Genomic DNA, 26,625 nt, shown 5'->3' with positions numbered 1-26,625 from the left:
GCCGATGTCGCAGCCGCCGCCCACCGTTGTCCGCCGTCCGCGTCCGGACAGCGTCGAGGCGTTCCTGGCGCTGCTCGCGGAGGGGCCGGACGAGCCGCCCGCGGCGCCCCCCGGCTTTCGCGTCCGTCCGGACGATGTGCTGATCGCGAGCTGCCCGAAGTGCGGCACCACCTGGCTGCAGCAGATCGTGCACGGACTGCGCAGCGGCGGCGCGATGGACTTCGAGGAGATCTCGCTGGTGGTGCCCTGGATCGAGACCGCGCCCATGCTCGGCATCGATCTGAACGCACCGCAGGTGGCAACGCCGCGGGCCTTCAAGACCCATCTGACCCGGAACCGGCTGCCGGACGCCGGCCGCAAGCTGTTCATCGTCCGTGACCCACAAGACGCCTTGGTATCGGCCTACCGCTTCATGCGCGGGGTCATGTTCGAGCCGGACGCGGTGGACATCGCCGCCTTTGCCGAGGCGTACTTTCTGCGCGAGGGGCCGGTCCCGCGCTACTGGGACCATCTGCGTGCCTGGTGGCCGGTGCGCCACCACGCCGATGTGCTGTTCCTGTGCTACGAGGACCTGCGGCACGACCTGCGCGGCGCCGTCGCGCGCATTGCCGCCTTCTGCGGCATCGCCGCCGACGCCGCGCTGCTCGACCTGGCCACCCGCCAGGCCGGTTTCGACTTCATGCGCGCGCACGCACGACAGTTCGACGATCAGCCGACGCTGACCGCTTTCATGGACCTGATGCGCCTGCCGCCCGCACGCGCCACCAAAGTCCGCACCGGGCGGGCCGGCGACGGGGGCATGGAGCTGCCGGCGGCGGTGCTGGAGCGGCTGGCGCAGCGCTGGCGCGAAGACATCGAAGCGCCGCTCGGCATCGCGTCCTACCCGGTGCTTCGGGACACCCTGGCGCGAGAGGCGCAGCCTGCATGAGCGCCGGCACCTGCGACATCGCCGTCATCGGCGGTGGCATCGTCGGCCTCGCCACCGCGCGCGAGCTGGCCGAGCGCGGACTTGGGCGGGTCACGGTGCTGGAGGCCGAGGACCGCCCGGGCGCGCATCAGACGGGCCACAACAGCGGCGTCATCCATTCCGGGCTCTACTACCGGCCGGGCTCGCTCAAGGCGCAGAACTGCACCGACGGCCGCGAGCGCCTGTACCGCTTCTGCGCCGAGCACGGCATTCACCACGAGCGCTGCGGCAAGCTGGTGGTCGCCACTGCACCGGAAGAGCTGCCGCGCCTCGACGAGCTGGAGCGCCGCGGTCGCGCCAACGGGCTCGCCGGGCTCAGGCGCCTGTGCGCGGAGGAGCTTGGCGAGCATGAGCCCGCCGTCGCCGGCATCGCCGGGCTCTGGGTGCCGCAGACCGGCATCGTCGACTTCCGCCAAGTCGCGGCCAAGCTCGCCGAGTTGTTTCAGGGGCAGGGCGGCAGCCTGACCCTCGGCGCCCGGGTCACCCGCATCAAGCAACGCGCGCGCGCCTGCGTGCTCCACTGGCGCGACGGGGAGATCGAGGCGCGCCACCTGATCAACTGCGCCGGCCTCTACGCCGACCGCATCGCAAGGCTGTGCGGGCTCCAGCCCGCGTTGCAGATCGTGCCCTTCCGCGGCGAGTACTATCGGCTCGCGCGAGCACGCGAGGGGCTGGTGCGGAACCTCATCTACCCGGTGCCGGACCCGCGCTTTCCGTTCCTGGGCGTGCACTTCACGCGCATGGCCCGGGGCGGTGTCGAGGCCGGCCCCAACGCCGTGCCGGCGCTCGCCCGGCAGGGCTACAGTTGGGGCCGGATCTCTGCGCGGGACCTCGCCGAGACGCTGGCCTACCCGGGCTTCCGGCGGCTCGCGCTGCGCCACTGGCGCATGGGGCTCGGCGAGATCCACCGCTCGCTCAGCAAGCGCGCTTTCGTCGCAGCCCTGCGGCGGCTGATCCCGGCGCTCGAGCCCGAAGACCTGGAGCCCAACGGCGCCGGCGTGCGCGCCCAGGCCGTCGCCGCGGACGGCAGCCCCGTGGATGATTTCTGCATCATGGAAGCGCCGCGGACGCTGCACGTGCTGAACGCACCCTCGCCGGCCGCAACCGCGAGCCTCGCCATCGCCCGTTATTTGGCGAATCGGGTCGAGGCGATGCGGGGCGGTGCCTGATGGCGGCACTGCCGCTCGCGGCGGGGCTCCAGAGCAGCTGCGCGACCGACGGCATCGCTTTCAAGACCCGGTGCCGCAGTACAGCCGCGGCATCGGCAAAAACCGCAACCGTGGAGACAAGACCATGCTGTCGATGCGGCACCAATGCATCTTCGTCCGCGTCTCGAAGGCCGCCAGCACCAGTGTGCAAGATGCCTTCAAGGCCGACACGCGACCCGGCGACGGAGGCTATTTCGACATCAAGCATCACACCCTCGACTGGTACCGCGCCAACTACCCGGATCACTTCCCGCATTTCTACAAGTTCACCTTCGTCAGAAATCCCTGGGACCGCATCTATTCCCAATACCGCTTCCAGCGCCATGTGATGATCCACAAGCTGCCGGAGATGTTCGCCTTTGCCCAGTGCAGCTTCCGCGATTGGCTGCTCCAGTGTGCCGACGCCTATGCAGTGCCCAACCGCTTCCTGTTCGGTGTCGACCGCGCGATCTTCGGGCGGCATTTGACCAATCAGCTCGACTGGGTCACGCTCGACGGCGAGATCGCGGTGGACTTCATCGGTCGCTTTGAGCACCTGGATGCGGATTTCGCGAAGGTCTGCGAAGCCCTAGGCGCACCGCTGGCGCTGCCGAAGCACAACGTCACCCCCTCAAGCAACGACTATCGGGACGCCTACGACGACGAGACCCGCGCGCTGGTCGCGCAATGGCATGCCCGCGATATCGCTCATTTCGGCTACACCTTTTGAGCGTCGAGCGCTACCAATGCTGATGCCCCAACACGCGGGTATGGTGGGTCGTCGATGAGCCTGCTCGGCTTCGTCGTGCAGGAAAGCGGCGCCGACCGGGTCAAAATCCTGTCCGCGGCCGCCCTGTCCGGGCTCGCCAATGGGGTCTTCATCGCGGTCATCAACGCCGGCGCCGCGCATGCCGCCAACGATGAATTCAAGGCCGAGCTCATCGCGGCGGCGCTCCTGTCCATTGCCCTGTTCGCGGCGCTGCAGTATGTCGCACTCGGCCAAGCGGTGGCCGCCGCCGAGGCGGCGCTGCTGCGGGTGCGCCTGCGGATCATCGGCAAGGTGCCCCGCTGCCGGCTGCGGTTCATCGAGGCGCACGGGGATTTGAGCGAGTTCCTGCCGCTGAGCGAGGACGCCGGGCTGATCTCCCAGGGCGCGCTGACGCTGGCGGCGGCGGCGCAGGGCCTACTCGTGGTCGCCTTTGCGGCGCTCTACCTGGCCTGGCTGTCGCCGGGCACCTTCCTGCTTGCGCTCCTGATCTACGCCGCGCTGATTCCGCTGGTGCTGCGCCGCCGGCAGCAGGCTCGCGGCGAGCTGGGCAGCGCTGCCGCCGCGGATGCCCGCTTCTTCGAACGCTTTGCCGGGCTGCTCGCGGGCTTCAAGGAGCTCAAGCTGAACCGCCCGGAGAACGATGCGCTGTTCACGGAGATCCGCCGCGGCACCAATGCCGCCTTCCGGCTCAAGCTCGACGCCAGCACGGGGCTCGCGCGCAGCATCGCCTACGGCTATGCCGTGCCGGTGCTGGTGGTCTTTGCGGGCGTGTTCGTGATCCCATCGCTGACGCCGGAGGCCAGCGAGACGGTGCACAAGGTCACCGCGACCATCCTGTTCATGAATGCTCCGCTCGGGGCCCTGGTCAACGCAGCGCCGTTGCTCGCCCGCATCGACGCGGCACTGGCCAGGATCGAGGCACTGGAGCAGGAGGTGGACCAGGCCGCCGACCCGGCGGACGGACCGCCCGGACCTGCCACAGTAGCCGTGCGCGATGCGGCGCCGGGTTTCGAGCGGATCGAGCTGCGCGCCGTGCACTTCCGCTACCTGGACCAGGACGGCCAGCCGCTCTTCGCGGTCGGCCCCGTCGATCTCGATCTGCGCGCCGGCGAGCTGCTGTTCATCGTCGGCGGCAACGGCGCGGGCAAGTCGACGCTGCTCAAGCTGCTGACCGGCCTCTATCCACCGGACCAGGGCGAGCTGGTGCTGGACGGCCGGAGGGTCGGCACCCGGGACCTGGGGCGCTATCGCGCCCTGTTCGCGACCGTCTTCACCGACTTCCACCTGTTCCGGCGGCTCTACGGCATGCCGAGCCTGGACCCGGCCGTCGTCAACCACTGGCTCGCCGAGCTCGACATCGCCGACAAGACCCATTACACGGACCGGGGCTTCGACCGGCTGGACCTCTCCACCGGCCAGAAAAAGCGCCTCGCCATCGCCGCCGCGATGCTCAAGAACCGGCCCATCTGCGTCTTCGACGAGCCCGCGGCGGACCAGGACCCGGCCTTTCGCCGGCGTCTCTACGAAGAGCTGCTGCCGCGCTTTCGCGCCGGTGGGCGCACGCTCGTCGTCGTCTCCCACGACGACCGGTATTTCCACGTTGCCGACCGCGTGCTCACGATGCGCGACGGCGGCCTCGCCCCGCTGGCGCACTGAAGCCGGAACGCAAAAGCCGCGGCGCACACCATCAACGTCTCTCCTGCTGCCTGGAACCCACATGGCATGAACCGGACTGCGACACCGACCTTTCTCGGCATTGGCGCGACCAAGGCCGGCACTACTTGGCTGCACCACCAATTGGCCAAGCATCCGGACATCTGGGTGCCGCCGGTCAAGGAGCTGAACTTCTTCGACCGCGCACCCCACTATTTGAGCTCCAATGCGCTCGCCCGGCGCGATCCATGGGCCCGATTCTTCGGCCCGCACACCTGGGAGCGCCGGCGCAGCCGGGACAATGCCAAGCAGGTCTTGACCCTGGTCCGTGCCGGCGCGTTGCGGGAGGCCGGTTGGTGGCTCAACTGGACCTTCGGCATCTACACGGAGCGCTGGTACGCCCGGCTCTTCCCGCGGCGATCCTTTACCGCCTGCGGCGAGATCACGCCCTCCTACTCGATCCTGGAAGCAGCCGACATTGCCCGCATCAAGGCGGTCAATCCGGACATGAAGCTGATCTATTTCATACGCAACCCGATTGAACGGGCCTGGTCCGCGGTGCGGTTCCGGGCCAGCCTCGGGCTACCCAAGATCGACCTCGGCTGCGATGCGGCCGTGATCTCGCTGGTGGACGAGCCCGGCATCGTGCTGCGCGGGGATTACGAGCGCACCCTCGGCAACTATCTCGGCGTCTTCAACCCGTCACGGCTACTGATCTGCTTCTACGACGCCATACAGGCCGACCCGGCGGGTCTGCTCGCGGACATCACCGCCTTTCTCGGCGTCCCGCCGCCCGATCCCGCCACCATCGACAACCGCACCCGCGTCAATGCCTCGCCGGCGCATGCGATGAGCCCGCGGATCAGGGACTATCTCAATGACAGGTACGGCGCCATGACCGAGCGGCTGGCACGAAGGCTCGGCAGCTATGCCGAGACCTGGATCGACAGCGCCATGACACCCGCTGCCATGACCGCCGCGGGGGCCGCAATCAGACCGGCCCCGACGCTGCATCTATCCGGAGCCTAGCAGGTTTCATGAAGCAAGCACCATTCACGCAGACCGCCGGAGCGAACGCCAACCGCAGCGAGGCTTTCGGCTTTCTGCACATCGGCAAGACCGCCGGCACATCCGTCGTTCATCTGATCCAGTTGTGCGAGGATCATGGCTACCGCCCACCCCGGCTGTTCGGCCATGACGCGCGTCTGCCGGTGATCCGCCGCGAGCATCCCAACATCCGGATTGGCTTCTTCGTGCGCGACCCGATCGCGCGCATCATATCCGGTTTTCAAAGTCGGCTGCGGCAGGGTCGGCCGACCTTCTCCAGCATGTGGGCGCCGGAGGAGGCGATCGCGTTTGCCTATTTCGAGAATGCCCGGGACTTTCTGGTCGCCTTGGTGTCCGACGATGAGCGTCTGAAGTCGGCGGCATTATTTGCTGCACAAAGCATATCGCATGTGCGCCGGAATTACGCTTTCCATTTCGAGAACGTCGAGACCTTGCAACAGCACAGGGAATCGATCTACTTCTGCCGACCGCTGCGCGAGCTGCCCGAGGCGCTGCACGACTTGTTCGGCCCTTGTGGTATTCCGAGGTCCTTCATCGATGAGCACTATCAGCCCGCGCACCGCGGGGGCGGCAGCACGGAGGCGATCATGGACGCGTTGGATGGCGACGTTCTCGAGCGATTGCGGGCCCACTTCGCCAATGAATATGCCATCTATGGCCATCTGTCGGGATTGCGGCCACAGGGATTCGGCCGACGCATCGCGGGCGGGTAGGGAGCAGGCGCCGCGGCTCCTCGGCGATGAAGCGGATCGCGTGCCTACACCGGCATCAGCGCTCCGGCGGCAGCAGCCAGCAGCCCGTTTCCACCAGCCCCGCGCGCGTGGTCTCGGCGGTCTGCCCGGACAGGCAGTGCTTCACGTAGGCATCCTCGCCGGGGAAGTGCACGCGCTGAAACAGGTGCTGCGGCAGCACATCGACCTTCAATGCCCCGGCCCGTCCACGAATGCTCCGGCGCGAGCAGGTGATGTCCACACCGAAGGGGGTCGGGATGCTGTAGGGCTCGGCGATGTCCCAGACCACCGACTTGGCCAGCAGGAGTTGGTTGAACGAGACCTGGTCGTCGCGCGAATCCGCGACGTGCGCGATCCATTCCGTCATGAAGCGGCGCACGGCTTCCGTCGCGCGCAGAAAGAACAGGCCGCAGCAGAGGGTGAATCTCCAGGCTTGGTAACAATCTGTCGGCCACTGGGTCGCCTGGGAGAACACGATATCGGCGTCGCTGCCGAGGAAATGCTCCGTGCGCGGGTCCTTAAGCCATACGGCATCCACGTCGGAATGAATGAGATGATAGCCGCGCTGAAGGATGTGGCTGAACAGCGCGACCCGCTGCGGCCACAGCGCCGACAGGTCGTCCTCGCACGGCGACAGGTGACAGGCGACGCCGTGTCTGCGCAGATGCTCGTAGGTCGGCTGGTCGAGGGCGACCACCAGCAGATTCTCGATGCCGAGCCGGCTCATCGCGAGGCGCCAATTATCGAGGATCGGCAGGTACTTGAAATTGCTGAAGGTCACGATGACAGTGCCGTCGGCGCCGACGGTTGGCAGCAATGCGTCCAGCGCGTCCGTCAATTCGGTTTCGGCCCCGGCGAGCTGCATAGCGGGCTTCGCGTTGGCTGACATGGTCATGGGCTTGGCCTGGGTTAGGGAGAAGCCGTCGCGCCCGGCAGGGCTCGTCGGAGTGCAGCTCAGCCCAGCCAACGGCGGCGCAGGCGGCAGCGCACGGACGACAATCCCGGCGGGCTCGCGAACAGTATCCCCCGCATCATCCGACAGGCCGCCTCGAATCGCATGCAAAGGATATTGGGATTGCGAAACGCACCGTTGTGATCGGCAAGCTTGCAGCCCTGCTGGCCGCGGTGCTGCAGGGCCGTAGGATGGGTATGATCAGGTCCGGGTTGGTGAAGACGCAATCCGCGTAGCGGGGCCGCGTCTATTGCCGTGCTATTCGCAATCTCCCCGGGGGTACGCCAGCACCACGCCGCAGTTGCGCAACTCCGCTCGGTTGCGCGTGGCCACCCTCAGACCGGCCGCAGCGGCGATGCCCGCGATCATGTTCCCACGGACTGCGCTGCTACATCGGCTGCTACATCGACTGTTGCTGTGTCTCATGAACCAAGCGCCGAGCCAGGACGGCATGCGCCAGGATCACTGCTCTTCGTGCTGCGGCATCCGCCAGAGCGTGACCCGCACCCAGCGCTCGTCTTGATCATCCTCCAGCAGGGGCTCGGTCCCGTTGAAGGCCTGCATCGCCCGGCGTATGCGCGGGAATCCGCTGCCGCGCTGCTCCATGAGGCCGAGATCGAACAGGACGTTGGCCATGGCCTCATTCCTGGAGCGCGGCGTGCCGCCGGCCAGCACCGATTCGCGCCGCTTGTGGTTGGGCAAGCCGCCGGGGCTCATGACGACGACGCGGTCATCGAAGACCTCGACTAGGATGCGGCTGCCGAGGATGGCATAGTCGCGATGCGCGACGGCGTTGACGACACACTCGCGAAACGCCGGCAGCGGCACGATCCAGCGGTCCTCGCGGTACAGGCCCTCATAGCGCTCCCATGTGCCCAGGGACTTGAGCCAGCCCTCGGCGCGTGCGACCTGCTCGTCCAGTCGGCCGCGGGCCTGCCCCGACAACAACACATCGTCGCCGCGGTCCGTGCCGGCGTAAGCGACCAGGTCGACCCAAAGGTTGCGGGTGGGCGGAAAGCCTTGCGGGTCCTTGCCGAAACAGAGGAGCCCGTAGAGGGTCGCGCGCAGCGTGCCATCGAAATCGCGGTCCAGCACCTCCCGGTTGAAGAGGTCGGTCTCGATGCTCAGCTCCGGCACCGCGTCGAGGTCGAGCCCCTTGCGCCGCCAATAGCCGCGGAAACTGGCCGGATCGATGTCTTGGATACCGCTGCCGGGGACGATGCGTTCCTCCGTGAACACAAGCCCGAAAACTTTGTAGAGCTCTTGCAGTTCCGACGATGACGGCTCGTCGTTGGAGCGTCCGCGCCGCACATAAACCTGTCCGCGATAGCGCAGCGGCTCCGAGCCGCGCATGCGGGCAACCTCGATCCAGTGCACCCAGCCGGCAGCGTCCTGATGCTTCCCGATCCGCGCCTGCAACGGCGCCGAGAAACCGGTCCGCAGGCTGTCGCCGAGCCGCTCCTGCACCGCGTCGGGGTGCATTGGAACGCCATCGATGGCGCCGTCGTCGCTCACTCCCAGCAGGATCAGCCCGCCCTCGGTGTTCGCGAAGGCACAGGCGGATTTCTGCCATTCCTTTTCGGCGAAAGAACGGAACCGACCCAGCTCTGTATGCTCGTCCTCGCCACGCTCAATCCGCTGCTGGATGTCCAGCCAGTCCATGTCAAGCCTCGTCGGGGGTGCTTTGTGGGAGCCATTGTCGCAATCGATCCCTGCATGCGAGATTAGCGCAGAAGCGCGCCCGTCGCTCGGGGACCACCGCGCCGCACCGCAGGCGGGGCGGTCGCGCGAACCCGCCTCGCGCAAACTGCTTGTTCATCCGAGGTTTCCGCACTGCATTGGGCGTACCTTCTGCCTGCGACTTCCGTGCACGTGGAACGCTTGGCAATCGGAAACCGCTTGCTGTGCTTCGCAGAGCTTGCGCCGGCGCGCACGCCGCTGGCTGATAGGATAAGGGCATCATGCACATGACCGGGCGCTTTCCCGAGTACGGCATGTGATCAACACGCTGACGCCCTGGCGCGGGTGCCGGCGGCGCGTCCGATGAGCCTGCTCGGCTTCGGCGTGCAGGAAAGCGGCGCCCATCGGGGCAGGATCCTGGCCGCGGCCGCCATCTCCGGACTCGCCAACGGAATCTTCATCGTCCGTCATCAACGCCGGCGCCGCGCATGCCGCCAACGATGAATTCAAGGCCGAGCTGATCGCGGCGGCGCTGCTGTCCATTGCCCTGTTCGCGGCGCTACAGTACGTCGCGCTCGGCCAAGCGGTGGCCGCCGCCGAGGCGGCGCAGTGCGAGCGTTGTATGTCTCGCTGGAAAGCAACCGCGCTTCCGCGCCGCCGGACGCACGCTCGTCGTCGTCTCCCACGACGACCGCTATTTCCATGTCGCCGACCGGGTCGTGGAGATGCGCGACGGGCGCCTCTCCCCGCTCAGCGGAATCGGCCGCAGCAGCACGGGCGTCTGAGGCTGGACTCACGCTGCGCTTCGTCTGCGTTGCCGTGCTATTCGCAATCTCCCCAGGGGTATGCCAGCGCCACGCCGCAGTTGCGAAACTCCGCTCGGTTGCGCGTGGCGACCGTCAGTCCAGTCGCGGCGGCGATGCCCGCGATCATGGCATCCGGCAGATGATCGTCGAGGGGCTCGCCCAGCGCGCGTTTCCGCGCCATGATCGACGCGCAGCGCTCGGCTGCGGCCGACGTGAAATCCCGAACGCCGGCGCCGAACAGCTCGGCGACCAGGCCGTCGAAGCTCAACGTCAGGTCATCGCGACGCTTGCCCTTCGGCAGCAGTGCCAAGCCGTAGCGAATCTCCCAGCGGCTGACCGTGGAGATGGCAAGCGCGGCGATACCAGCCGCATCGATCCACGCAAGTACCGCGGGGCTCGGCTCGGGGCGCATCAGCTCGGAGACCACGTTGGTATCCAGCAGGTACACAGTGCCGCTCACGGCGCTTCCGTATCCTGAAAGGTCGGTACATCGAAACCGAAGCGCCGGCGCTCGCCTAAATCAATGCCTTTTTGCGGCCCAAAATGACGCCGCACGATTGCCGACGGGCTGCGCTGCTCCATCGACTGTTGCCGTTTCTCATGAATCAAGCGGCGAACCAGCTCTTCCATCGAGAGCTGCTGTCGCGCTGCCTCTTGCTGGAGCCATTCCTTGTCGGCCCGATCGATTTGGCGCACCGTGAGCATGGCCATCGCATCAGCTCGGAAACTGTTGGGATCGCGCCGACGGTACTGCATGCACTCCTTGCATGCAAGTTGTCGCGCCGCGAGCTGCGGGCTTTGATCAGCGCGCGCCGGGCGGGCGTGTCGCTGTGCCGAGCATTTGGCGCCATCAAGCAATCTAGCGAGGCTGCGCCTCAGACCGAGGAGGCGTGCTCATCGCTATCGGGATCGTTGCCGAATCGGGATCGAATTCGAACTGGGCGGCAACCGATCCCGATCCCGATCCCGACGCCCCTGGCCAGTTCGCCCCCGTCGAAACTTGACTCATCTGCAAGCATTTGCCGCCGTCAAGCAATTTAGGTTCGCCGCGCTCCCAGGCCGTCGAGCAAGCAGTCTGCCCCAATCAGCGTAATCAGCCGCAGCAGCACTTGCTCCATGACACCCGGCTCCGCCTCCGCGGCCTTCTTGGCCTTGCGGTCCCGCCAATCCAGAGTCTGGATCAGGTTGGCGGCAACCACGCTCGGCACCTCCAAGTTGTTGATCGGTACCTCGGTCTTCGCCCCTCGGATGCTTGTGCTGATGGGCGAGCATATGAGCAGGCCCGTGCGAGCGTTGTATGTCTCGCTGGAAAGCACCAACGCGGGACGGTACTTGCCGATCTCCTTGCCCTTGGTCGGCTCGAAATCGAGCCAGACAATATCGTTCCGCTGCGGAACATAGCGTGCTGCCACGTCAGTCCCCGATCTCGGATGGCAGCAATGGGCATAGCTCGTCGGCATGGGCGGCATAGGGTGTCATGCCCTCGAGCAGCTCCGCTTCGGACAAGGGAGCATCGAGTTGTTTACGCTGCGGCATGCGGCTGACGCTCAAACCCTGCTCGGAGACTTCGACGAGCACCCTGTCGCCCCGGGACAGCCCAGCGAGCTCGCACATGGGACGCGTGATTCGGAGCCCCAGGCTGTTGCCCCAAGGCTGAATAGTGGCCTCAAGCTTCAGGTTGCCGGATGCGGTCATGCTTGCGGGTCCGTCGGTCGTGATAACACTGTAGTTACATCGTTGCGATTCTGGTCGCGGATGGACCCGAAGGCAAGTTTCTGATGGAAGCCGCGGTGGGTCCGCGGGGCTGCCCGAATGTCACGCTTCGATGGTATGGCCATGCAGTCGTGCGCGCATCCACGTTTCGCGCACACGGGGTCACCCATGCTCGTCGTCTGCCAGCCGCCCATCGCGCATCGTCAGCACGCGATCGGCGACATGGAACCAGCGGTCGTCGTGGGAGACGCAGACCAGCGTGCGGCCCTGCGCCTTGAGCCCCGGCAGGATCTCCTCGTAGAAGCGCTGCCGAAAGGCGGGGTCCTGGTCGGCCGCCAGCTCGTCGAAGACGCAGATGGGCCGGTTCTTCAGCACGGCGGCGATGAAGGCGAGGCGCTTCTTCTGGCCGGTGGACAGGTCGAGGTTCGTAAAGCCGCCGTCCGCGTAGCGGGTCTTGTGGTCCATCTCCAGCACGCGCAGCCAGTGGTTGACCGTCGCCGGGTCCAGGTCGTCGAGGCCATAGAGCCGATCGAACAGGTGGAAGTCCGTGAAGACGCTGGTGAAGAGCGAGCGGTAGCCGGGGTAGTCGTCGGCGCCGAGCAGGCGGCCGTCCAGCGCGAGCTCGCCCTGCTCGGGGTGATACAGCCCGGTCAGCAGCTTGAGCAGCGTGGACTTGCCGGCGCCGTTGCCGCCGACGATGAAGACCATCTCGCCCCGGCGCAGGCTGAGATCGAAGGGACCGACGCGGAACAGGGGCTCGCCGTCGGCATCCTGGTAATGGAAGCAGAGCCCGCGGGCGTCGATGCGCTCGAAGCCCGCGAGCGGCACCGCCGCGACCGGCGCCTCGGCGTGGACTGCCGCGCGGTCCAACTCGTTTTCCAGTCTGTAGAGGTGCTCGATGGCGGCATCGACCTTGGCGATGACCGGCACGGCGTTCGCCGCTCCGAGCAGGCCGCGGACCGCGAGCATGAGCACGACCGCGACCTTGAGCACGGTGTCGCTGGCCTGCGGCACGACGGCCGTGACGCCGAACACGGCGGCGAAGAGCACCACATAGGTCAGCCCGTTGGCGAAGATCATGTCCAGCACCTGGCGGTCGCCGGCGGCGAGCTTGCGCGCCTGGGCGCTGCGGGCCATGCGCTCGATGTCGGCGAGCAGCGCAACGCTTTCCGGGCGGTTGAGCTTCAGCTCCTTGCAGCCCGCGAGCATGCCGCCAAGGGCGTCGAACACCTGGTCCTCGTCCGCGCCGGCGGCCTTCAGGTCCGCACGCGTGCGTTCCGCGTGGCGCACGATCATCGGCACCGCGAGCCCCAGGATCAGCAGCGTCACCGCGAGCGTCGGCGGCGACAGCCAGGCTACGTAGCCGAGCGCGAACAGCAGTACCAGGGACTGCTGTGCCACCAGCACCAGCGGCCCCGCACCCTGAGCGATGAGCCCCGAGTCCTGGGCCAGCGAGCGGTAGGCGCCGGCCCCGCCGGCGAGCTCGATGAAGCGCAGGTCGCTGCGGCGGACCTTGTCGGCGATGCGCAGCTTCAGGCGTTCGAGCGCGCGCTCCACGGCGGCGATGGATTCCACCAGCGCAAAGCTCAGCGCCGTCAGCAGGATGCCCAGCAGCAGCAGGTAGGCCGCCGCCAGCTTGGCCGGCAAGGCATCGACGATGACCTCTTCGGCGGCGCTGTTGATGATCGCGATCAGGCTCGCGTCGGCGATGCCGGCGAGCGCGGCCATGGCCAGGATCCGGCCGCGGGGTGCATTGGCGTCCTCGACGATGAAGCGCAGCAGGAGCATGGGCGGGAGAGGCGGCGAGTTGTGGTGGCGCGACCGATCCGCCATGCCCCGGCCGGGTCGCTCCGCACCGCGGTCCGGGGCATGCCGGCGTTGAGCTGTTCAGCCGGGCGGCGCCGCGCCGGGCTCCGCCGGCAGCGGCCGGCAACCGGTTTCGGCGACATGGCCCACCCAGTCCGACATCAGTGCCTGCGCTCGGTTAGCCGGCGCGTCCCCGAGGCGTCGCCCCCCGCTCTCAGAAAGCGGCCACCAGGTTGACGCTGGTGAAGGTGTCGGTGCTCTCGATGCCGGGCGGGGTGAAGCTGTTGTTGAGCACCGTGTAGCTCAGGCTGAGGGCCAGCTTGTCGGTCATGGCCACCCGCAGGGCCGTGATGGATTCGATGAAGGTGTTGTCCGAGCCCGCGAGGACGGAGAAGTCTTGGGTGAATTGGGTATTGTCGGTCAGCTTCAGGGTGTAGTCGAAGCCGGCGCGGCCGACAGGCTCCTCGGAGTCGGGCGTAGCTTCGGTGAACTGAGTGATCCGATATCCGCCGCCAAGCTCCACGGTCAGGGTCTGGCGGTCGCCCCACAGCAGCACATGGCCGAGACCGAGCGTGGCCGAATAGCGGTTGTCGATATTCGAGAACGGGTCGCGGTCGTAGCCGAAGAAGCCGAAGGCGAAGGTGCGTCGGGAGAAGAAGTACTCCGGCTTGTAGCCGACGGCGTAGCGCTCCGTCGTGCGCTCGCCGTTGGTCTCCGCGATGATCGCCTCGGCGCCCAGGAAGTGCCGCCACGGGAAGGCGGTGTAGCTGATCAGCGCGTTGGCGTTGAGGTTGCTGTTCTCGCTGTTGCCGGTGGTCGCGCCCAAGCCGATCTGCGCCTCGCCCGCCCACTGCGGCGGCTGGTCCGCCTGCGGCACGGAGCGGACGGTGAAGAGCTTCTTGGCCGACTCGTTGCCGCCGCGGTCCGCGCCCACCGACTCGCCGCCGGTGACCTCGGGCGGCGGCTGCTGGCCCGGCGGTTGCGCGAGCACCGCCGTCGGCGCGCCCAGCAGCCCCGCGAGCAGCCCGGTCAATAAGATCGAGCGCGGCGCCCGGGCGAGCGGGCCGGGGATTCGCGCGGGTTTCGCCATCGGTATGAGGCGGCGGGGCAAGTCTGTGAATGCGTCGTTTGACATGGTCGATCATCTCCGTTCTGGCGTGATTTGCTGCGCGGCAGCCGTTAGGGGCGCTGCGTGCTCCACTGTAGCGACGGGGGAGCGGCGGCGGACGCCGGGGCGTTGCGTTGGCGAAACCGATTGTTGTCCCGGAAAGAGCGCGCGCCCGTGCGGCGGGCCGTTCGGTTTGGCCGTCCCTGCGGTCGCCGCGGGCAAACCAACACTGGTTTCACGTCGCCGACCGGGCGCTCTCCGTGTCTGACGGGCGCCTGGTGGAGCGGGGCGGATAGAAGCGCCAGAGCGCGGCAGCGACGCCGGCCAGCAGCAGCGCCGCCAGCACCCAGACCCAGGCGCCCGGGTGCCCATCGGCGCCGCCCGCGGTCCGCGCCAGATCTACATAGCGCTGCATCAGCGGCTCGGCGGGATGCGCGCCGTCGGCGCCGCCGGCATAGAGCAGCAGGTCGCCGCTCGCGGGCTCGAAGACCATCGACTGGACGGTGGCGGCATTGAAGATGGGCCGCGGCAGCAGTGGCTTCAGGATCTCGGCACAGCGGTCGAGGGTGGCCCGAAAGGGCGCACAGGAGTCGTACAGGCCGCGGGCCATATTGGCGTACTGGGCGCCCTGGCCGGTGAACAGGAAGGCGATCTGGCCGGTGCCGCCCCCATCGCCGGCGGGCGGCTGCGCCGGCACCGACAGGTCCGCGAGCCGCTCACGCAGCGCCGCGGTGGAGGCCGCCACCACCGCGCAGCGCCGGCCCAGGTGGCGCCGGCCGGTGGCGGCCGTCGCGCAGAGCGAGGTCAGGTCCGGCGCCGGGGACTCGTCGAGCAGCTCGCGCCAGCGCCCCACCAGCGCCTGCAGGGCCGGGCCGCCGGCGGCGGAAAGCACCAACAGATGGTGCGAGGGCCGCGTCGTCGAAAGCGGCGGCGCGGCGGGCTGCGCTTGCGCGGGGGCCTCTTCCAGCACCAGGTGGCAATTGGTGCCGCCCATGCCAAAGGAGCTGACCCCCGCCCGGCGCGGGGTCTCAGGCGGCGCCGGCCAGGGTCGCAGCCTGGCATTGACCTCGAACGGGGTGTCGGTGAAGTCGATCTCCGGGTTCGGGCTGCGGTAATGCAGACTCGGCGGGATCTCCCGGTGCCGGAGCGCGAGCACGGTCTTGATGAAGCCGGCGATGCCGGCCGCCTCGTCCAGATGGCCGATGTTGGTCTTGACCGAGCCGACGGCACAGCGCGGCCCGCCGTCCGCCCGCCGGCCGCGCTCGGCAAAGGCGCGGGTCAGCGCGGCGATCTCGATGGGATCGCCGAGCCGCGTGCCGGTGCCATGGGCCTCGATGTAACCGATGCTGTTCGGATCGACCCGCGCGGCGTCGAGGGCGCTCGCGATCACCGCGGACTGCCCGGCGGCGCTCGGCGCCGTGAAGCCGGCCTTGGCGGCGGCGTCGTTGTTGATCGCCGAGCCCTTGATGACGGCGAGGATCGGGTCGCCGTCGGCCTGCGCCCGGGCCAGCGGCTTCAGCAGCACCACGCCGACACCGCTGCCGAAGAGGGTCCCCTCGGCGTCCGCGTCGAAGGCCCGGCAGCGCCCGTCCGGGGAGCGGATCATGCCTTCCTCGAACAGATAGCCGGCCTTCTGCGGCACCCGCAGCGCAACCGCCCCCGCCAGGGCCGCATCGCATTCGCCCGCGCGCAGCGCCTGGCAGGCCAGGTGGACCACCACCAGGCCGGTGGAGCAGGCGGTCTGCACCGTCACGGCCGGTCCGCTGAGCGCGAGCTTGTAGGCGATGCGGGTGGCGAGGAAGTTGCGGTCGTTGGCCAGGTTAGCCTGGTATTCCTGCAAGGTCGCCTCGGTGACCGGCCGGTGCGTGGCGACCTGGTTCAGGAAATAGCCGCTCTGGCTGCTGCCGGCGTAGACGCCGATGCGCCCGCGCGGCACCACCCCGGCCCGCTCCATTGCCTCCCAGGCGCACTCCAGCAGCAGGCGCTGCTGCGGGTCCAGCAGCGCCGCCTCCTTGTCGGTGTAGCCGAACAGATCCGCGTCGAAGCCGGCGATGTCGTCGAGCACGGCCCCGGCCTTGACATAGTCCGGGTCGACGCGCAGGCGCGGGTCCGGCTGCTCCAGCTCGGCATCGGAGAAGTCCGCGATGGCATCGACGCCGTCCCGCAGGCCCTGCCAGAACGCCTCCGGCGTCGTGGCACCGGGGAAGCGGCAGGCCATGCCGATGACGGCGATCTCCTGCGCCGCAGCGCCGTGCCCGTGGCCGTGCGCCTGCACCGGACCCGCGGCGGCCTCCGCAGCGCGGCCCGGCGCGCGCCCGAGATAGGCGGCCTGGGCGGCGATGGTCGGGTACTCCAGCAGCTGCGCCAGGGTCAATCGGCAGTGCGGGAAGGCGTCCTGCAGGCGCCGATGGAGCTGGGCCAGGGCCAGCGAGTCGCCGCCCACGTCGAAGAAGCCGTCCTGTGGGCCGACGGCATCGCGCTGCAGCACCTCGCGCCAAAGTTGCGCGATCCGGCCTTGTGTGTCGCCGTCGGCCGCGGCAGGCGACGCAGGGGCGGTGCTGCTCAGGGCCGCCAGGCGCCGCCGGTCGAGCTTGCCGCTCGGCGTGGTCGGCAACGTTGCCAGCGCGATGACCCGCTGCGGCACCAGGTGCCGCGCGACGCCCGCGCGCAGCTTGCCCAACAATCCCCGCGTGTCCAGCCTCGCCGGGGTCACGAAGACCACCAGGCTGCGGTTCTCGGCCAGGCCCGGGTCCTGCTGCACCACGGCCGCGGCGGCATCCACGTCGTCGGCGCAGGCGAGCACGGCGGCCTCCACCGCGGAGAGCTCGATGCGATGGCCGCGCACCTTGACCTGGTCATCGCCGCGTCCGGCGAAGCGCAGTTGGCCGTCGGCGCCGAGCCGTACCCGGTCGCCGGTGCGGTAGAGCCGGCCACTGCCGCCGAAGGGGTGCTCGATAAAGCGCGCCGCGGTCTCCTCGGGGCGATGCAGATAGCCGCCGGCCAGCAGGGGGCCGCCCGCCAGCAGCTCGCCGGTTTCCCCGGGGGCCACCTCACGCAGGTCGTCGTCGACGATGCGCACTTCGGTGCCGGGGATGGGGCGGCCGATGGGCGCGCCCGAGTCGTCGAGTGCGGTATCGGGGGTGATTGCGGTGCAGCTGATTTCGGGGACCTCGCTGCAGCCGTAGAGATTGACCAGCGCGGTGTCGGGCAGCGCCCGCCGAAAGGCGTCCACCAGCTCGGCCGTCAGCCGTTCGCCGCTGACGATGCAAAGCCGCAGCCGCGGCAGCCTGCGCCCCAGATCGGGCGCGGCGAGCAACAGCGCGCGCAGCTGCGAGACCACCAGCGAGAGCCGCGTTGCCCCGTGTGCGGCCAACAGCTCGATGAAGCGCGCCGGACTCGCGCTGTCCGACTCGCGCGCGATCAACAGCGGGCGACCCTGCAGCAGCGTGCCGAAGATCTCCAGGCTGGCATCGACGAAGTGCAGCGCCGTCTTGTGGCAGACCAGCTCGTCGTCAGCCAGCGGGAAGGTCCGCCAAAGCCAGGCCAGCCGCGCGCGCATCTGGCCATGGGTGCCGCAGACGCCCTTCGGCATCGCCGTGCTGCCCGAGGTGTACAGCACGTGGAAGAGGCGGTCGTCCGCTGGTGCCGGCGGGCAAGCGGCGCGGGGGACGGTGCCGCGCGCCAGGTCCGCCGCCGTCAACACCTGCTCGCAGGCGTCTTCGAGCCCCGCGGCGGCTTCCGGTCCGTCGGTCAGCAGCCGCCGCAGGCCGGCCTCGCGCACCATGCGTCGGCGCAGCGCGGCGGGATAGCCGGGGTCGATGGGGACATAGGCGCCGCCGGCCAGCAGGATGCCCAGCATCGCCGCAACCGCATCCACGCCGCGGTGCATGCACAGGCCGACCGGCTCAGCGGCATCGCTTGCGGCACCGACGCCTCGCTCCGCCAGGGCGCCGGCGATGCGCTCGGCACGTGCGGCGAGCTCGCCGTAGCCGACGGTGCCCTCCCCGGTCACCAAGGCGACCGTGTCCGGGGCGTACCGGGCGTGCGCCGCGAAGGGCGCGAGCAGATGTGAGTCAGCGTCCGGTGTCATCGCAATGGCGGCGCCTCAGCTGCCGCGATAGTAGTCGCGCAGGTCTGCCAGCTCGTCGAGGCTCAAGTCGGCGACCATCAGGCCCTCGGCGTGCGCGATGCGGTGGCGGACACCAAGGGGGTGGCAAATCATGGATTCGGCGAGGGTGTCGTCCGCCACGGCGTCGCACAGGACGAAGTACACGAGATTCTCGAAGGCGCGGGCCAGCGGCAGCACGCGCAGCGGCTCGGCGTCCAGCGCCGCATCGACGAGCCGGCTGGGGCAGAGGATCAGCTCCGCACCGGCGGCCGCCAAGGCGGCAACGTCGTGCGCAAAGGCCATGTCCCAGCAGCAGATGATGCCGATGCGGCATGGCCCGATGTCGACGACCGGCGGTGCATCGGCACCCGGCTGAAAGAACTGCTGCTCGCGCCGCCAGAGATGGACCTTGTCGTAGCGCCGGCGGATCGCTCCGTCCGGTGCGACCAGCAGGATGCTGTTGCGTCGCGCCCCGGCGACGCCGGATTCCGCACCGAGCACGGCCCAGAGCCCGTGCTGCCGACAGGCCGCGCACAACGCCCGAATCGGCTCGGCGAGATCGACCCAATGCTCGATCACCGGATTCAGGCAGTATTCGGGGAAGCAGACCAGCTGCGCGCCGGCCCGGTGCGCCTCTGCCATCCAGTCGAGCAGCCGGGCGAGATTGTGCTCGGGATCGGCCTCGATCCGCAGCGAGGCGACGGCCAGACGCAGCCGGCGTTGGTCTCGGCCGGCCACGGATCAAACATCGCGCAGGCGCGCCAGCAGCGAGGGGTCCACATTGGCACCGCAGAGCAGCAGCGCCACCGTCTTGCCCTTGAACTGGTCCGGACACTGCCGCAGCGCGGCGACCGCGAGCGCGCCGGAGCCCTCCACGGCGATGCCGTACTGCGCGTCGAGCAGCAGCATCGCGTCGGCGATCTCCGCCTCGCTCACCAGGATGTAGTCGTCCACCGCATCGCGGCAGACCGGGAAGGTGACGGCGCCCTGCTCAACGCCGCCGGCAGTGGCGTCGGACAGCGTCGGCAATGACGGGATGTCCAGGATCTCGCCGGCGCGCACCGACAGGGCCATGATCGCCGAGTGCTCGGGCTGCACGCCGATGACCCGGCAGCTCGGGGCGACCTGCCGCAGGTAGGTCGCGATGCCGCCGATCAGGCCGCCGCCGCCCACGGGCACCAGGATCGCATCCAGCCGCTCGCCGACGGCCTCGAGCTGTGCCAGCACCTCGCGGACGATGGTCGCCTGCGCGACCATCGCGTCATATTCGTTGTACGGCGAGCGGAAGGTGGCGCCGTGCTCGGCGGCGAAGGCGCGGGCCGTGACCTCGGCCTCGACGATGTCGTCGCCGCTGAAGATGACCTCCACCGGGTGCTGCCGGATTACCTCGACCTTGTGCGCCCTGACGCTGCTGGGCAGGAATACGGTGCCGGGAATGCCCAGCTCGTGCATGGCCCAGGACATGGAGATGCCGTTGTTGCCGGTGGATACGGTCACGACGTGCCGGCGCTGCTCCGGGGCCAGGCTGGACAACATGTAATAGGCACTGCGTGCCTTGCAGCAGTTGGTGAGCTGCAGGTTCTCCTGCTTCATGAAGACCCGGGCGCCGACCTCCCGTCCCAGCTCGATGGCGGGCGTCAGTGGTGTGTCCCGAATGACGCCGGCGAGGGTCTGCGCGGCCTGGTCCGTGCTGGTGACGAAGTCGGTCATGTCCACTACCTGCATGGTTGTTTCGACAGCGGTCGAGACGGCGCCGGTCGCTGATCTCTGACGGGGCACCTTGGTGAGGCGCAGCGGCTCGCGGCGAGCCGCAGGCGTGGAGGGACGATACCGCAGGGCCCGTGGCCGACCGGGCGGATTCCGTTCGGGCTGCCAAGCCCTTTGTTGTCTTTGCCAAGCGCCGGGCGCGGTGCGGCTAAGCAGCCTGCCTGCCGGCCTCGCTCGGGCAGACCGGCGTCTGCTCGGGCGGGTGTTGTTGCGGCTGCGCGTCGGCCTCGGCAAGACGCGGCGGCCGCTGATCCGCAGCGAGCGGCTGCACGTGCGCAGGTTGCGGCAGCGACACGGGTCGCAGTGCATTGGCGATGCCGGCCCAGAGGCTCAGCTCGAACAAGGCCGCGGCGCCGAGGACACCGAGATGCAGGAACAGCACCCCGCCCCAGATGCCGAGCACCGGCACCGTCGCAATGGCCAGGCCGCGCTGGAAGTTGCGCTCCATGCCTGCGGCCAGATGGAAGAGCCCGGGGAGCTGGCGCAGGGTCCCGTCGAGCAGGACGACCTGCGCCGTGTCGGTGGCGACCCGGGTCGCGCCGGTCAGTGACACGGAGACATTGGCCTTCTTCAGGGCGATGGAGTCGTTGATGCCGTCGCCGACGAAGCAGATCGATCGGCCCTGCCGCTGCATCTGCTCCACCAGGGCGGCCTTGTCCGCCGGCAGCGTATTGGCGTGATAGTCGTCGATGCCGAGGGTCTCGGCGAGCCGGCGTGTCGGTTCCTCCTGGTCGCCGGAGATGATGTAGAGCTTGAGTCCGCGCCGGCGCAGCGCGGCCAAGACATCGGCCGCCTCCGGCCGCAGCCTGGCCTCCAGCTCGACGGCGCCGGCCAGCCGGCCGTCCACGGCGATCATCACCATGGCCCGACCCTGGTCGCGGGCGGCGTGCAGCCGGGCCAGTGCGGGCGGCGGCAGGTCGATGCCGCTCTGGATCATGAAGCGCTCGCTGCCCACCTGCACCAGCTCGCCGCGCACCCGCGCCTGCATCCCGAAGCCGAGCTCGCAGCGGGGCTCGGTGACGGCCGGCAGCGGCAGATTGCGTGCCGCCGCGCAGGCCAGGATCGCCCGCGCCACCGGATGCGACTGGCGCTGCTCGACGGCGGCGGCGAGGGTCAGGAGCGCATCGCCGTCGCGCTCGTCGAAGCTGTCGATCTCCACCACCTGCTGCTCGTCCAGTGTCAGGGTGCCGGATTTGTCGAACACCACCGTATCGATGGAGGTCAACAGCTCCAGGGAGCGCCCGTCCTTGATCAGGATGCCGCCGCGGGCCGCCCGGTTCAGATAATTCAGCAGGGCGATGGGGCCGCTCATGCGCAGACCGATCCCCATCATGGTGCTGGCGACGGCGACCATCGCCTGGTAGCCGACCAGGAGGCCGGCCACGCCGGCGACCGCGAAGGTCGGCCGCACGGCCTCGTCGGCGAGGCGCTCGGCCTTGCTGGTGACCGCGAGCTGGTAGCTCGCGGTGTTGTTCAACAGCTCGCCGATCTTGGCGGCGACCGTCTCGGACCCGGCCTGATCTGCGCGGATGTGCAGCGAGCCCGCCAGCACCAGCGTGGACGCGAGCACCTCGTCGCCGCCCCCCTTATCGGCAGGCTGTGCCTCGCCGGTCAGGCGGTGCTGATCCACGCTGGCGCTGCCGTGGGTGATGCGGCCGTCGATGGGGATCATCTCGCCGGCGTGGACGACCACAGTGTCGCCGATCTTCACCGCCTCGAACGGGACCTCCAGCTCCGTACCGTCCACCGCCACCCAAACCGTCTGCGGATGCTGGCCGAAGGCGTCGGCGAGGCCCTGCTGCGAGCGGTCTTGGGCAATGGACGAGATCTTGCCGCCGAGCGTGCCCAGCACAAACAGGCTCGCGCCGACCACGTAGTAGCCACCGAGCCACAGCGCGGTCTGATAGAAGGCGTTGAGCAGCGCCACCGATGGGCGCCGCTGCCGGACCAGGGCATCGAGCGCAAGCTCCAGCTCGCCGCGGACCAGATAGGCGGCCATCGGCAGGCAGGTCAGCGCGCGCACCCAGAACGGCAAGGGGAGCGTGACAATGCTGACCGCCAGCAGCAGCGTCGAGAAGGCCATGCGCAGGTTGACCGCCCGCTCGCGCTCGCCGAGCACCAGCGTGTCGGAGCGCCCGGAGAGGTCACGCAAGTGGCGCTCGCGGTCCCCGCCCAGCAGGGGATCGACTCGGGCCTGGATCAGCTGGTGCAGCGCGCGCTCCCAGGGGCCGGGCTCGACTGCTGCCTGCGACTGCGGCGAGGAACCAGGCCTCACATCGACGGCTGTCGCCGCCTGCTTCAGCCGGCGCACGCCCTGCCTGCGCCGGACCCGTTGGGCCGGTGCGATGGCGAAGACACCGGCAGGGAGGAGCGTGAGCGCTGCGATCGGGATGGCCATGGGGCTCTTGTGTGCTCGGTAGGGTTGCGTGATCAGGCTCGGGATGCGGGGTCGGCGGCAGCGCTCGCGGCACCCGCCAAGGTCACCGAGGGTCAGCATCCGCGGCCCGCGCCCGTCCTTAGACCGGAATCTTGTTGCGCGACACCCGGCGCGAACCGTTGCCGCAGCCCACTGCCCCGGCGCTGGCCCGCATGACATGCGCGTCCGTCTTCGGTGCGGCTGGGCCTGTGCCTGCGCGACCGGAGATGCAAGCGCAGACGGCCGCTCAGCGTAACCCGATGCGGCTCGTGCGCCCATCGACTCGGACCTACGCGCCCAAACAATCCCTTGTCTCTGGCAAGCGCCACCGCGGATCGGGCAATGACACGCGGGCTGCGGATGCCGGCAGCGGCGCCGCGACAATGTGCTTGCACTGAGGCTGGGCTTTCGCAAAGACAAGCAGTTGTTTGGCATCCCAAACGGATTGCGTTGCCGGGCTCGCAGCGATCTGTGAGCATGAGCTGCGCGTCGCGGCACAGCTTCGAGTCGACCGCACCCGCACGGTCGTCACCGGCGTTGCAGTGCGCCGGGATCCAGCCGGGACGCCAGCCTGGACGCCACCGGCAAACACCCCAAGCCACATCGAGCCAAGCATGCAAGCATCGTGAGCGCGACAGTACCAAGCCATTTCCAGTCCCCGGCGGCCTTGTTCGAAGCCCAGGTCGAGCGAACGCCCGAGCGAACCGCGGTCTCCTGCGGGCTCTACGACATCAGCTTTCGGGAGCTGAACGAAAAGGCCAATCGGCTCGCGCACCAGCTTGTGCAGCACGGCATCGGGCCGGAGCGGCTCGTCGCCATCTACCTGGAGCGCTCTGTTGAGCTGATCATCACCCTGCTGGCCATCGCCAAGGCGGGGGGCGCCTATGTCCCGCTGGAGACCGACCTGCCCCCCGAGCGGCTCGACACCATCCTGGAGGACTGCCGCCCGGCGCTGCTGGTCACGCGAGGCGCCCCGCGCCACGACTTTGGTTACCGATGCCCGGCATTGATCGACCTGGATGCCGACTGGCCGGTCATCGAGCGCCGGCCGGCCCACAATCCCGGCGTTGCGGTGGATCACCAGACGCTGCTTTACGTCATTTACACCACCGGGATGACCGGCCATCCGAAGGCGGTCCAAGGGGTCTGTCGGGGCGTCGTCAATCGGCTGCACTGGACCTGGAAGCAGTATCCGTTTCAGGACAACGAGGTCGCCTGGCAGCGCGTCTCCATCGGCTTCGTGGACCATGTCGCGGAGATCCTGGCGCCCCTGCTCGCCGGTATTCGACTGGTGATTCTGCCGGGCCGCCAAGCGAACGACCCGGCGGAGCTGGTGTTGGCGTTGGCACGCAAGGGCATCAGCCGTTTGGTGGTCGCGCCATCCCTGCTGCGCGCGCTGTTGGGGGTGCGCAAAGACGCGTTGTTTCACCTGCCGCAGCTGAAATACGTCTTTTGCAGTGGCGAGCCCTTATCCACGGCGCTGGCCGGGCTCTTCTATCAACGCTTCAAGCACGCCCGGCTGATCAATGTCTACGGCGCCACCGAGACCAGCGCCGATGCCACCTGGTATGAGGTCCGACGCTCGGACGTGGACAATGTGCTCGGTTACTTCAACAGGTCCGTGGGCACCGGCGCCGTGGGCACCAGGGCGGCCACGGCGGGCGACGACGGGCCCGGGGCGCCGGGCGACATCACGGTGGCGAACGTGCCCGTGGAGGCGCTCGCCATGCGCTTTCGGGACACGCGCATGGCGGAGCTCCCGCGACCGCTGTCGAATTACCTGAACTGGCTGCGCGAGACGGTCCTGCCCTTCTCCATCGACACCGCATCGCCGCGCTACATCGGGCACATGACCTCGGCATTGCCGGACTTCGTGCACGACCTGAGCAAGCTCATTTCGGAGCTGAATCAGAATCTGGTCAAGGTGGAAACGGCCAAGTCGGCCATCCTGCTGGAGCGTGAGGCCCTGGCGATGCTGCATCGCTGCTTCTACGGCTTCAGCGACGATTTCTACGACGCCCATGTGCAGAGGAAGAATGCCAATCTGGGCCTGGTGACCACCGGCGGGACCCTCTCCAACATCACCGCTCTGATGATCGCGCGCAACCGCGCCCTGGCCCGGCTCGCCGGCGAGCATGAGTGGTCGCAGCAAAGCATCTACGCGACTTTGCAGCAGAGCGGCTACCGCGACCTGGTGCTGCTCGGCTCGGAGTTGATGCACTATTCGATGAAGAAGGCCGCGTCCGTGCTCGGCCTCGGCATGCGCAATCTCGTGCATGTCCGCTCGGCGCCGGACGGAGCCCTGGATACCGGCGACCTTCAGCGTAAGCTCGCGCAGTGCCGTCAGGAGGGTCTACTGCCCTTCGCCATCATCGGGATCGCCGGCGCCACCGAGACCGGTCATATCGACCCCTTGGCGCAGATGGCAGACATCGCGGAGGCGAACGGCATCGACTTCCACGTCGACGCCGCCTGGGGCGGAAGCGGCCTGTTCTCGGCCAAACATCGCGGGCGCTTCAGCGGCATCGAGCGCGCAAGCTCGGTGACCTTCTGCGCCCACAAACAGCTGTACCTGCCCCAGGGCATCAGCGTCTGCCTGTTTCGCGATCCGGATGCGCTCGGCTACGGCGCCACCACTGCCGCCTATCAGGCGACACCCGATTCCTATGACGTCGGGCGCTTCAGCATCGAGGGCTCGCGCTCGGCCATGGCGTTGTTGGTGCATGCCGCACTGCAAGTGATCGGGCGCAGGGGCTATGAGGCCCTGTTCAATGCCAGCATGGACAAGGCCGGCTTCTTCGCCGACATCGTCAAGGCCATGGAGTGTTTCGAGCTGGTGTTCGAGCCGCCCCTGAACATCGTCAATTACCGCTACATCCCGGACGCCTACCGCAGCCGACTGCGTGCGGGCACACTTTCCGCCGCCGACAATGATGCGATCAATACCGTCAATCGGCGCATGCAGGAGCTGCAATTCGAGCGCGGATCGAGCTTCGTCTCCAAGACCACGCTGACCAATACCCGCTATGGGCCGGACTGTCCCATCGTCGTGTTTCGCGTCGTTCTCGCCAATCCGTTGACGACGCAATCCGACATCCATCAGGTCCTAGAAGACCAGTTGGCGATTGCACAGGACATCTGCGGCGATCTGCCGGTTCCCACGCCGGTGAGTGCCGACGCCGGTGCGGGGCCAACCCTCGCCGACGCCTTCTCCGAGGCGGCGGTGCTGAAGGAATCCCTCGGCGAGCCGCTGATCCCAATCGGCAAGCCGCTGCCGGACTGTGTCGTGCACATCCTCGACGAGCGGCAGCAGCCGGTTGCGCCGGGCGATGTCGGTGAGCTCTATGTCGGTGGCGTCGCGGTGGCGCGGGGCTATCTGCATCCGCCGCGTGACGGCAGTGATCGGTTCATGGCCGACCCCTTCTCGACGGACCCCGGCGCCAAGCTGTTTCGCACCGGCGACCGCGGTCGCTTACTCGCCGACGGCAACATCGAATACCGCGGCCGCAATGACGACTTGGTCAAGATCGAGGGCTTCCCGGTGGAGCTCTCCGAGCTGGAGTCGGCGTTGAGCGAGATCGAACCGGTCAAGCACTGCGCCGTGACGGTGCGCAACGATCAACGCGGTGCGCGCTTTCTTGTCGCCCACGTCGAGCTCGACGGCGGCCACTACACGCCGGACGATCAGCGCCACGCGCTGGCGACCATCGAAGCCGAGGCCCGCGCCAAGCTGCCGCCGCAGATGGTGCCGCGTGAGCTGCGCGTCGTCGCGGAGATGCCCCTGACGTTGAGCGGCAAGATCGATCGCAAACAGTTGGACTGATGCCTGCCGAGCAGCGCGATCGTTCGTTTTCCAGAACAACAACCAATCAGCGGGCAGGCACGTCCCGCGCG

At 68.5% G+C, this 26,625-nt stretch carries 20 protein-coding genes; 8 read left to right on the top strand and 12 right to left on the bottom strand.

The annotated features are described in order from the left end of the window. Nucleotides 1-4 precede the first annotated feature (4 nt). From ML01_RS01000 to ML01_RS00975, 6 genes are all read left to right on the top strand, one after another. The gene (locus tag ML01_RS01000; RefSeq protein ID WP_058553514.1) at nucleotides 5-928 is read left to right on the top strand and encodes a sulfotransferase domain-containing protein; all 924 of its coding nucleotides are present in this window, start codon (nucleotides 5-7) and stop codon (nucleotides 926-928) included. Further along, nucleotides 925-2,136, top strand: coding sequence for an L-2-hydroxyglutarate oxidase (lhgO, locus tag ML01_RS00995; protein WP_058553513.1), 1,212 nt, complete (start codon nucleotides 925-927; stop codon nucleotides 2,134-2,136). The genes ML01_RS01000 and lhgO overlap by 4 nt, the downstream gene beginning before the upstream one ends. A gap of 124 nt (nucleotides 2,137-2,260) precedes the next feature. Continuing rightward, entirely contained in the window at nucleotides 2,261-2,884 is a 624-nt protein-coding gene (locus tag ML01_RS00990; protein ID WP_156427486.1) for a sulfotransferase family 2 domain-containing protein, read from the top strand. Between the two features lie 54 nt (nucleotides 2,885-2,938). After that, nucleotides 2,939-4,579 (top strand): cyclic peptide export ABC transporter, encoded by a 1,641-nt coding sequence (locus ML01_RS00985; RefSeq protein WP_058553511.1) that lies wholly within the window; start codon nucleotides 2,939-2,941, stop codon nucleotides 4,577-4,579. A 66-nt stretch (nucleotides 4,580-4,645) separates the two neighbouring features. Further along, nucleotides 4,646-5,605, top strand: coding sequence for a sulfotransferase (locus ML01_RS00980; protein WP_058553510.1), 960 nt, complete (start codon nucleotides 4,646-4,648; stop codon nucleotides 5,603-5,605). A gap of 8 nt (nucleotides 5,606-5,613) precedes the next feature. Then, entirely contained in the window at nucleotides 5,614-6,357 is a 744-nt protein-coding gene (locus tag ML01_RS00975) for a sulfotransferase family 2 domain-containing protein (RefSeq protein WP_058553509.1), read from the top strand. Between the two features lie 55 nt (nucleotides 6,358-6,412). Here ML01_RS00975 and ML01_RS00970 read toward each other — a convergent pair whose 3' ends face one another. Together ML01_RS00970 and ML01_RS00965 are read right to left on the bottom strand one after the other, a co-directional pair. Next, a complete protein-coding gene (locus tag ML01_RS00970) occupies nucleotides 6,413-7,270 on the bottom strand; it encodes a putative nucleotide-diphospho-sugar transferase (protein ID WP_082673820.1) in 858 nt (285 codons plus the stop codon). A gap of 519 nt (nucleotides 7,271-7,789) precedes the next feature. Next, entirely contained in the window at nucleotides 7,790-8,989 is a 1,200-nt protein-coding gene (locus tag ML01_RS00965; protein WP_058553507.1) for an ATP-binding protein, read from the bottom strand. Nucleotides 8,990-9,370: 381 nt separating this feature from the next. On the opposite strand from ML01_RS00965, the gene ML01_RS28270 reads away from it, so the two are divergent. Then, a complete protein-coding gene (locus ML01_RS28270; RefSeq protein ID WP_156427485.1) occupies nucleotides 9,371-9,511 on the top strand; it encodes a hypothetical protein in 141 nt (46 codons plus the stop codon). A 318-nt stretch (nucleotides 9,512-9,829) separates the two neighbouring features. On the opposite strand, the gene ML01_RS00960 is transcribed toward ML01_RS28270, so the two are convergent. The 10 genes from ML01_RS00960 to ML01_RS00920 all read right to left on the bottom strand — a co-directional run bounded on the left by ML01_RS00960 (nucleotide 9,830) and on the right by ML01_RS00920 (nucleotide 22,713). Continuing rightward, nucleotides 9,830-10,273: a type II toxin-antitoxin system VapC family toxin gene (locus ML01_RS00960; RefSeq protein WP_058553506.1), complete on the bottom strand. Its 444-nt coding sequence runs from the start codon at nucleotides 10,271-10,273 to the stop codon at nucleotides 9,830-9,832. Continuing rightward, entirely contained in the window at nucleotides 10,270-10,524 is a 255-nt protein-coding gene (locus ML01_RS00955) for a hypothetical protein (protein WP_058553505.1), read from the bottom strand. Before ML01_RS00955 ends, ML01_RS00960 begins: the two co-directional genes overlap by 4 nt. 326 nt (nucleotides 10,525-10,850) lie before the next feature. Continuing rightward, nucleotides 10,851-11,225 (bottom strand): type II toxin-antitoxin system PemK/MazF family toxin, encoded by a 375-nt coding sequence (locus tag ML01_RS00950; protein WP_254045102.1) that lies wholly within the window; start codon nucleotides 11,223-11,225, stop codon nucleotides 10,851-10,853. Nucleotide 11,226: 1 nt separating this feature from the next. Then, a complete protein-coding gene (locus tag ML01_RS26725) occupies nucleotides 11,227-11,508 on the bottom strand; it encodes a hypothetical protein (RefSeq protein ID WP_216819083.1) in 282 nt (93 codons plus the stop codon). Nucleotides 11,509-11,688: 180 nt separating this feature from the next. After that, entirely contained in the window at nucleotides 11,689-13,314 is a 1,626-nt protein-coding gene (locus tag ML01_RS00945; RefSeq protein ID WP_162267938.1) for a cyclic peptide export ABC transporter, read from the bottom strand. A gap of 232 nt (nucleotides 13,315-13,546) precedes the next feature. Further along, nucleotides 13,547-14,422: a YdiY family protein gene (locus ML01_RS00940; RefSeq protein WP_058553503.1), complete on the bottom strand. Its 876-nt coding sequence runs from the start codon at nucleotides 14,420-14,422 to the stop codon at nucleotides 13,547-13,549. 253 nt (nucleotides 14,423-14,675) lie between these two features. Further along, nucleotides 14,676-18,530, bottom strand: coding sequence for a type I polyketide synthase (locus tag ML01_RS00935; RefSeq protein WP_058553502.1), 3,855 nt, complete (start codon nucleotides 18,528-18,530; stop codon nucleotides 14,676-14,678). 15 nt (nucleotides 18,531-18,545) lie between these two features. Beyond that, nucleotides 18,546-19,286 (bottom strand): carbon-nitrogen hydrolase family protein, encoded by a 741-nt coding sequence (locus ML01_RS00930; RefSeq protein ID WP_058553501.1) that lies wholly within the window; start codon nucleotides 19,284-19,286, stop codon nucleotides 18,546-18,548. Nucleotides 19,287-19,289: 3 nt separating this feature from the next. Next, a complete protein-coding gene (locus ML01_RS00925; protein WP_058553500.1) occupies nucleotides 19,290-20,258 on the bottom strand; it encodes a pyridoxal-phosphate dependent enzyme in 969 nt (322 codons plus the stop codon). 205 nt (nucleotides 20,259-20,463) lie between these two features. Further along, nucleotides 20,464-22,713 carry a heavy metal translocating P-type ATPase gene (locus tag ML01_RS00920; RefSeq protein ID WP_058553499.1) on the bottom strand — a complete coding sequence of 750 codons (2,250 nt, stop codon included), beginning with the start codon at nucleotides 22,711-22,713 and terminating at the stop codon, nucleotides 20,464-20,466. 643 nt (nucleotides 22,714-23,356) lie between these two features. On the opposite strand from ML01_RS00920, the gene ML01_RS00915 reads away from it, so the two are divergent. Continuing rightward, nucleotides 23,357-26,554, top strand: coding sequence for an AMP-binding protein (locus ML01_RS00915; protein ID WP_082673816.1), 3,198 nt, complete (start codon nucleotides 23,357-23,359; stop codon nucleotides 26,552-26,554). Nucleotides 26,555-26,625 lie beyond the last annotated feature (71 nt).

The sequence above is a fragment of the Thiohalocapsa sp. ML1 genome, assembly GCF_001469165.1.
Classification (GTDB): domain Bacteria; phylum Pseudomonadota; class Gammaproteobacteria; order Chromatiales; family Chromatiaceae; genus Thiohalocapsa.
Note: the sequence above shows the minus strand (reverse complement) of the source record. Positions and strands in the feature narration are given on the sequence as shown.

Coding starts and splice junctions, on each gene's coding strand:
- ML01_RS00990 (WP_156427486.1), top strand. CDS start 2,261: ATGCTGTCGATGCGGCACCAATGCATCTTCGTCCGCGTCTCGAAGGCC.
- ML01_RS01000 (WP_058553514.1), top strand. CDS start 5: ATGTCGCAGCCGCCGCCCACCGTTGTCCGCCGTCCGCGTCCGGACAGC.
- ML01_RS00975 (WP_058553509.1), top strand. CDS start 5,614: ATGAAGCAAGCACCATTCACGCAGACCGCCGGAGCGAACGCCAACCGC.
- ML01_RS00980 (WP_058553510.1), top strand. CDS start 4,646: ATGAACCGGACTGCGACACCGACCTTTCTCGGCATTGGCGCGACCAAG.
- ML01_RS00940 (WP_058553503.1), bottom strand. CDS start 14,422: ATGGCGAAACCCGCGCGAATCCCCGGCCCGCTCGCCCGGGCGCCGCGC.
- ML01_RS00970 (WP_082673820.1), bottom strand. CDS start 7,270: ATGACCATGTCAGCCAACGCGAAGCCCGCTATGCAGCTCGCCGGGGCC.
- ML01_RS00925 (WP_058553500.1), bottom strand. CDS start 20,258: ATGACCGACTTCGTCACCAGCACGGACCAGGCCGCGCAGACCCTCGCC.
- ML01_RS00935 (WP_058553502.1), bottom strand. CDS start 18,530: ATGACACCGGACGCTGACTCACATCTGCTCGCGCCCTTCGCGGCGCAC.
- ML01_RS28270 (WP_156427485.1), top strand. CDS start 9,371: ATGAGCCTGCTCGGCTTCGGCGTGCAGGAAAGCGGCGCCCATCGGGGC.
- lhgO (WP_058553513.1), top strand. CDS start 925: ATGAGCGCCGGCACCTGCGACATCGCCGTCATCGGCGGTGGCATCGTC.
- ML01_RS00985 (WP_058553511.1), top strand. CDS start 2,939: ATGAGCCTGCTCGGCTTCGTCGTGCAGGAAAGCGGCGCCGACCGGGTC.
- ML01_RS00945 (WP_162267938.1), bottom strand. CDS start 13,314: ATGCTCCTGCTGCGCTTCATCGTCGAGGACGCCAATGCACCCCGCGGC.
- ML01_RS00920 (WP_058553499.1), bottom strand. CDS start 22,713: ATGGCCATCCCGATCGCAGCGCTCACGCTCCTCCCTGCCGGTGTCTTC.
- ML01_RS26725 (WP_216819083.1), bottom strand. CDS start 11,508: ATGACCGCATCCGGCAACCTGAAGCTTGAGGCCACTATTCAGCCTTGG.
- ML01_RS00955 (WP_058553505.1), bottom strand. CDS start 10,524: ATGGCCATGCTCACGGTGCGCCAAATCGATCGGGCCGACAAGGAATGG.
- ML01_RS00965 (WP_058553507.1), bottom strand. CDS start 8,989: ATGGACTGGCTGGACATCCAGCAGCGGATTGAGCGTGGCGAGGACGAG.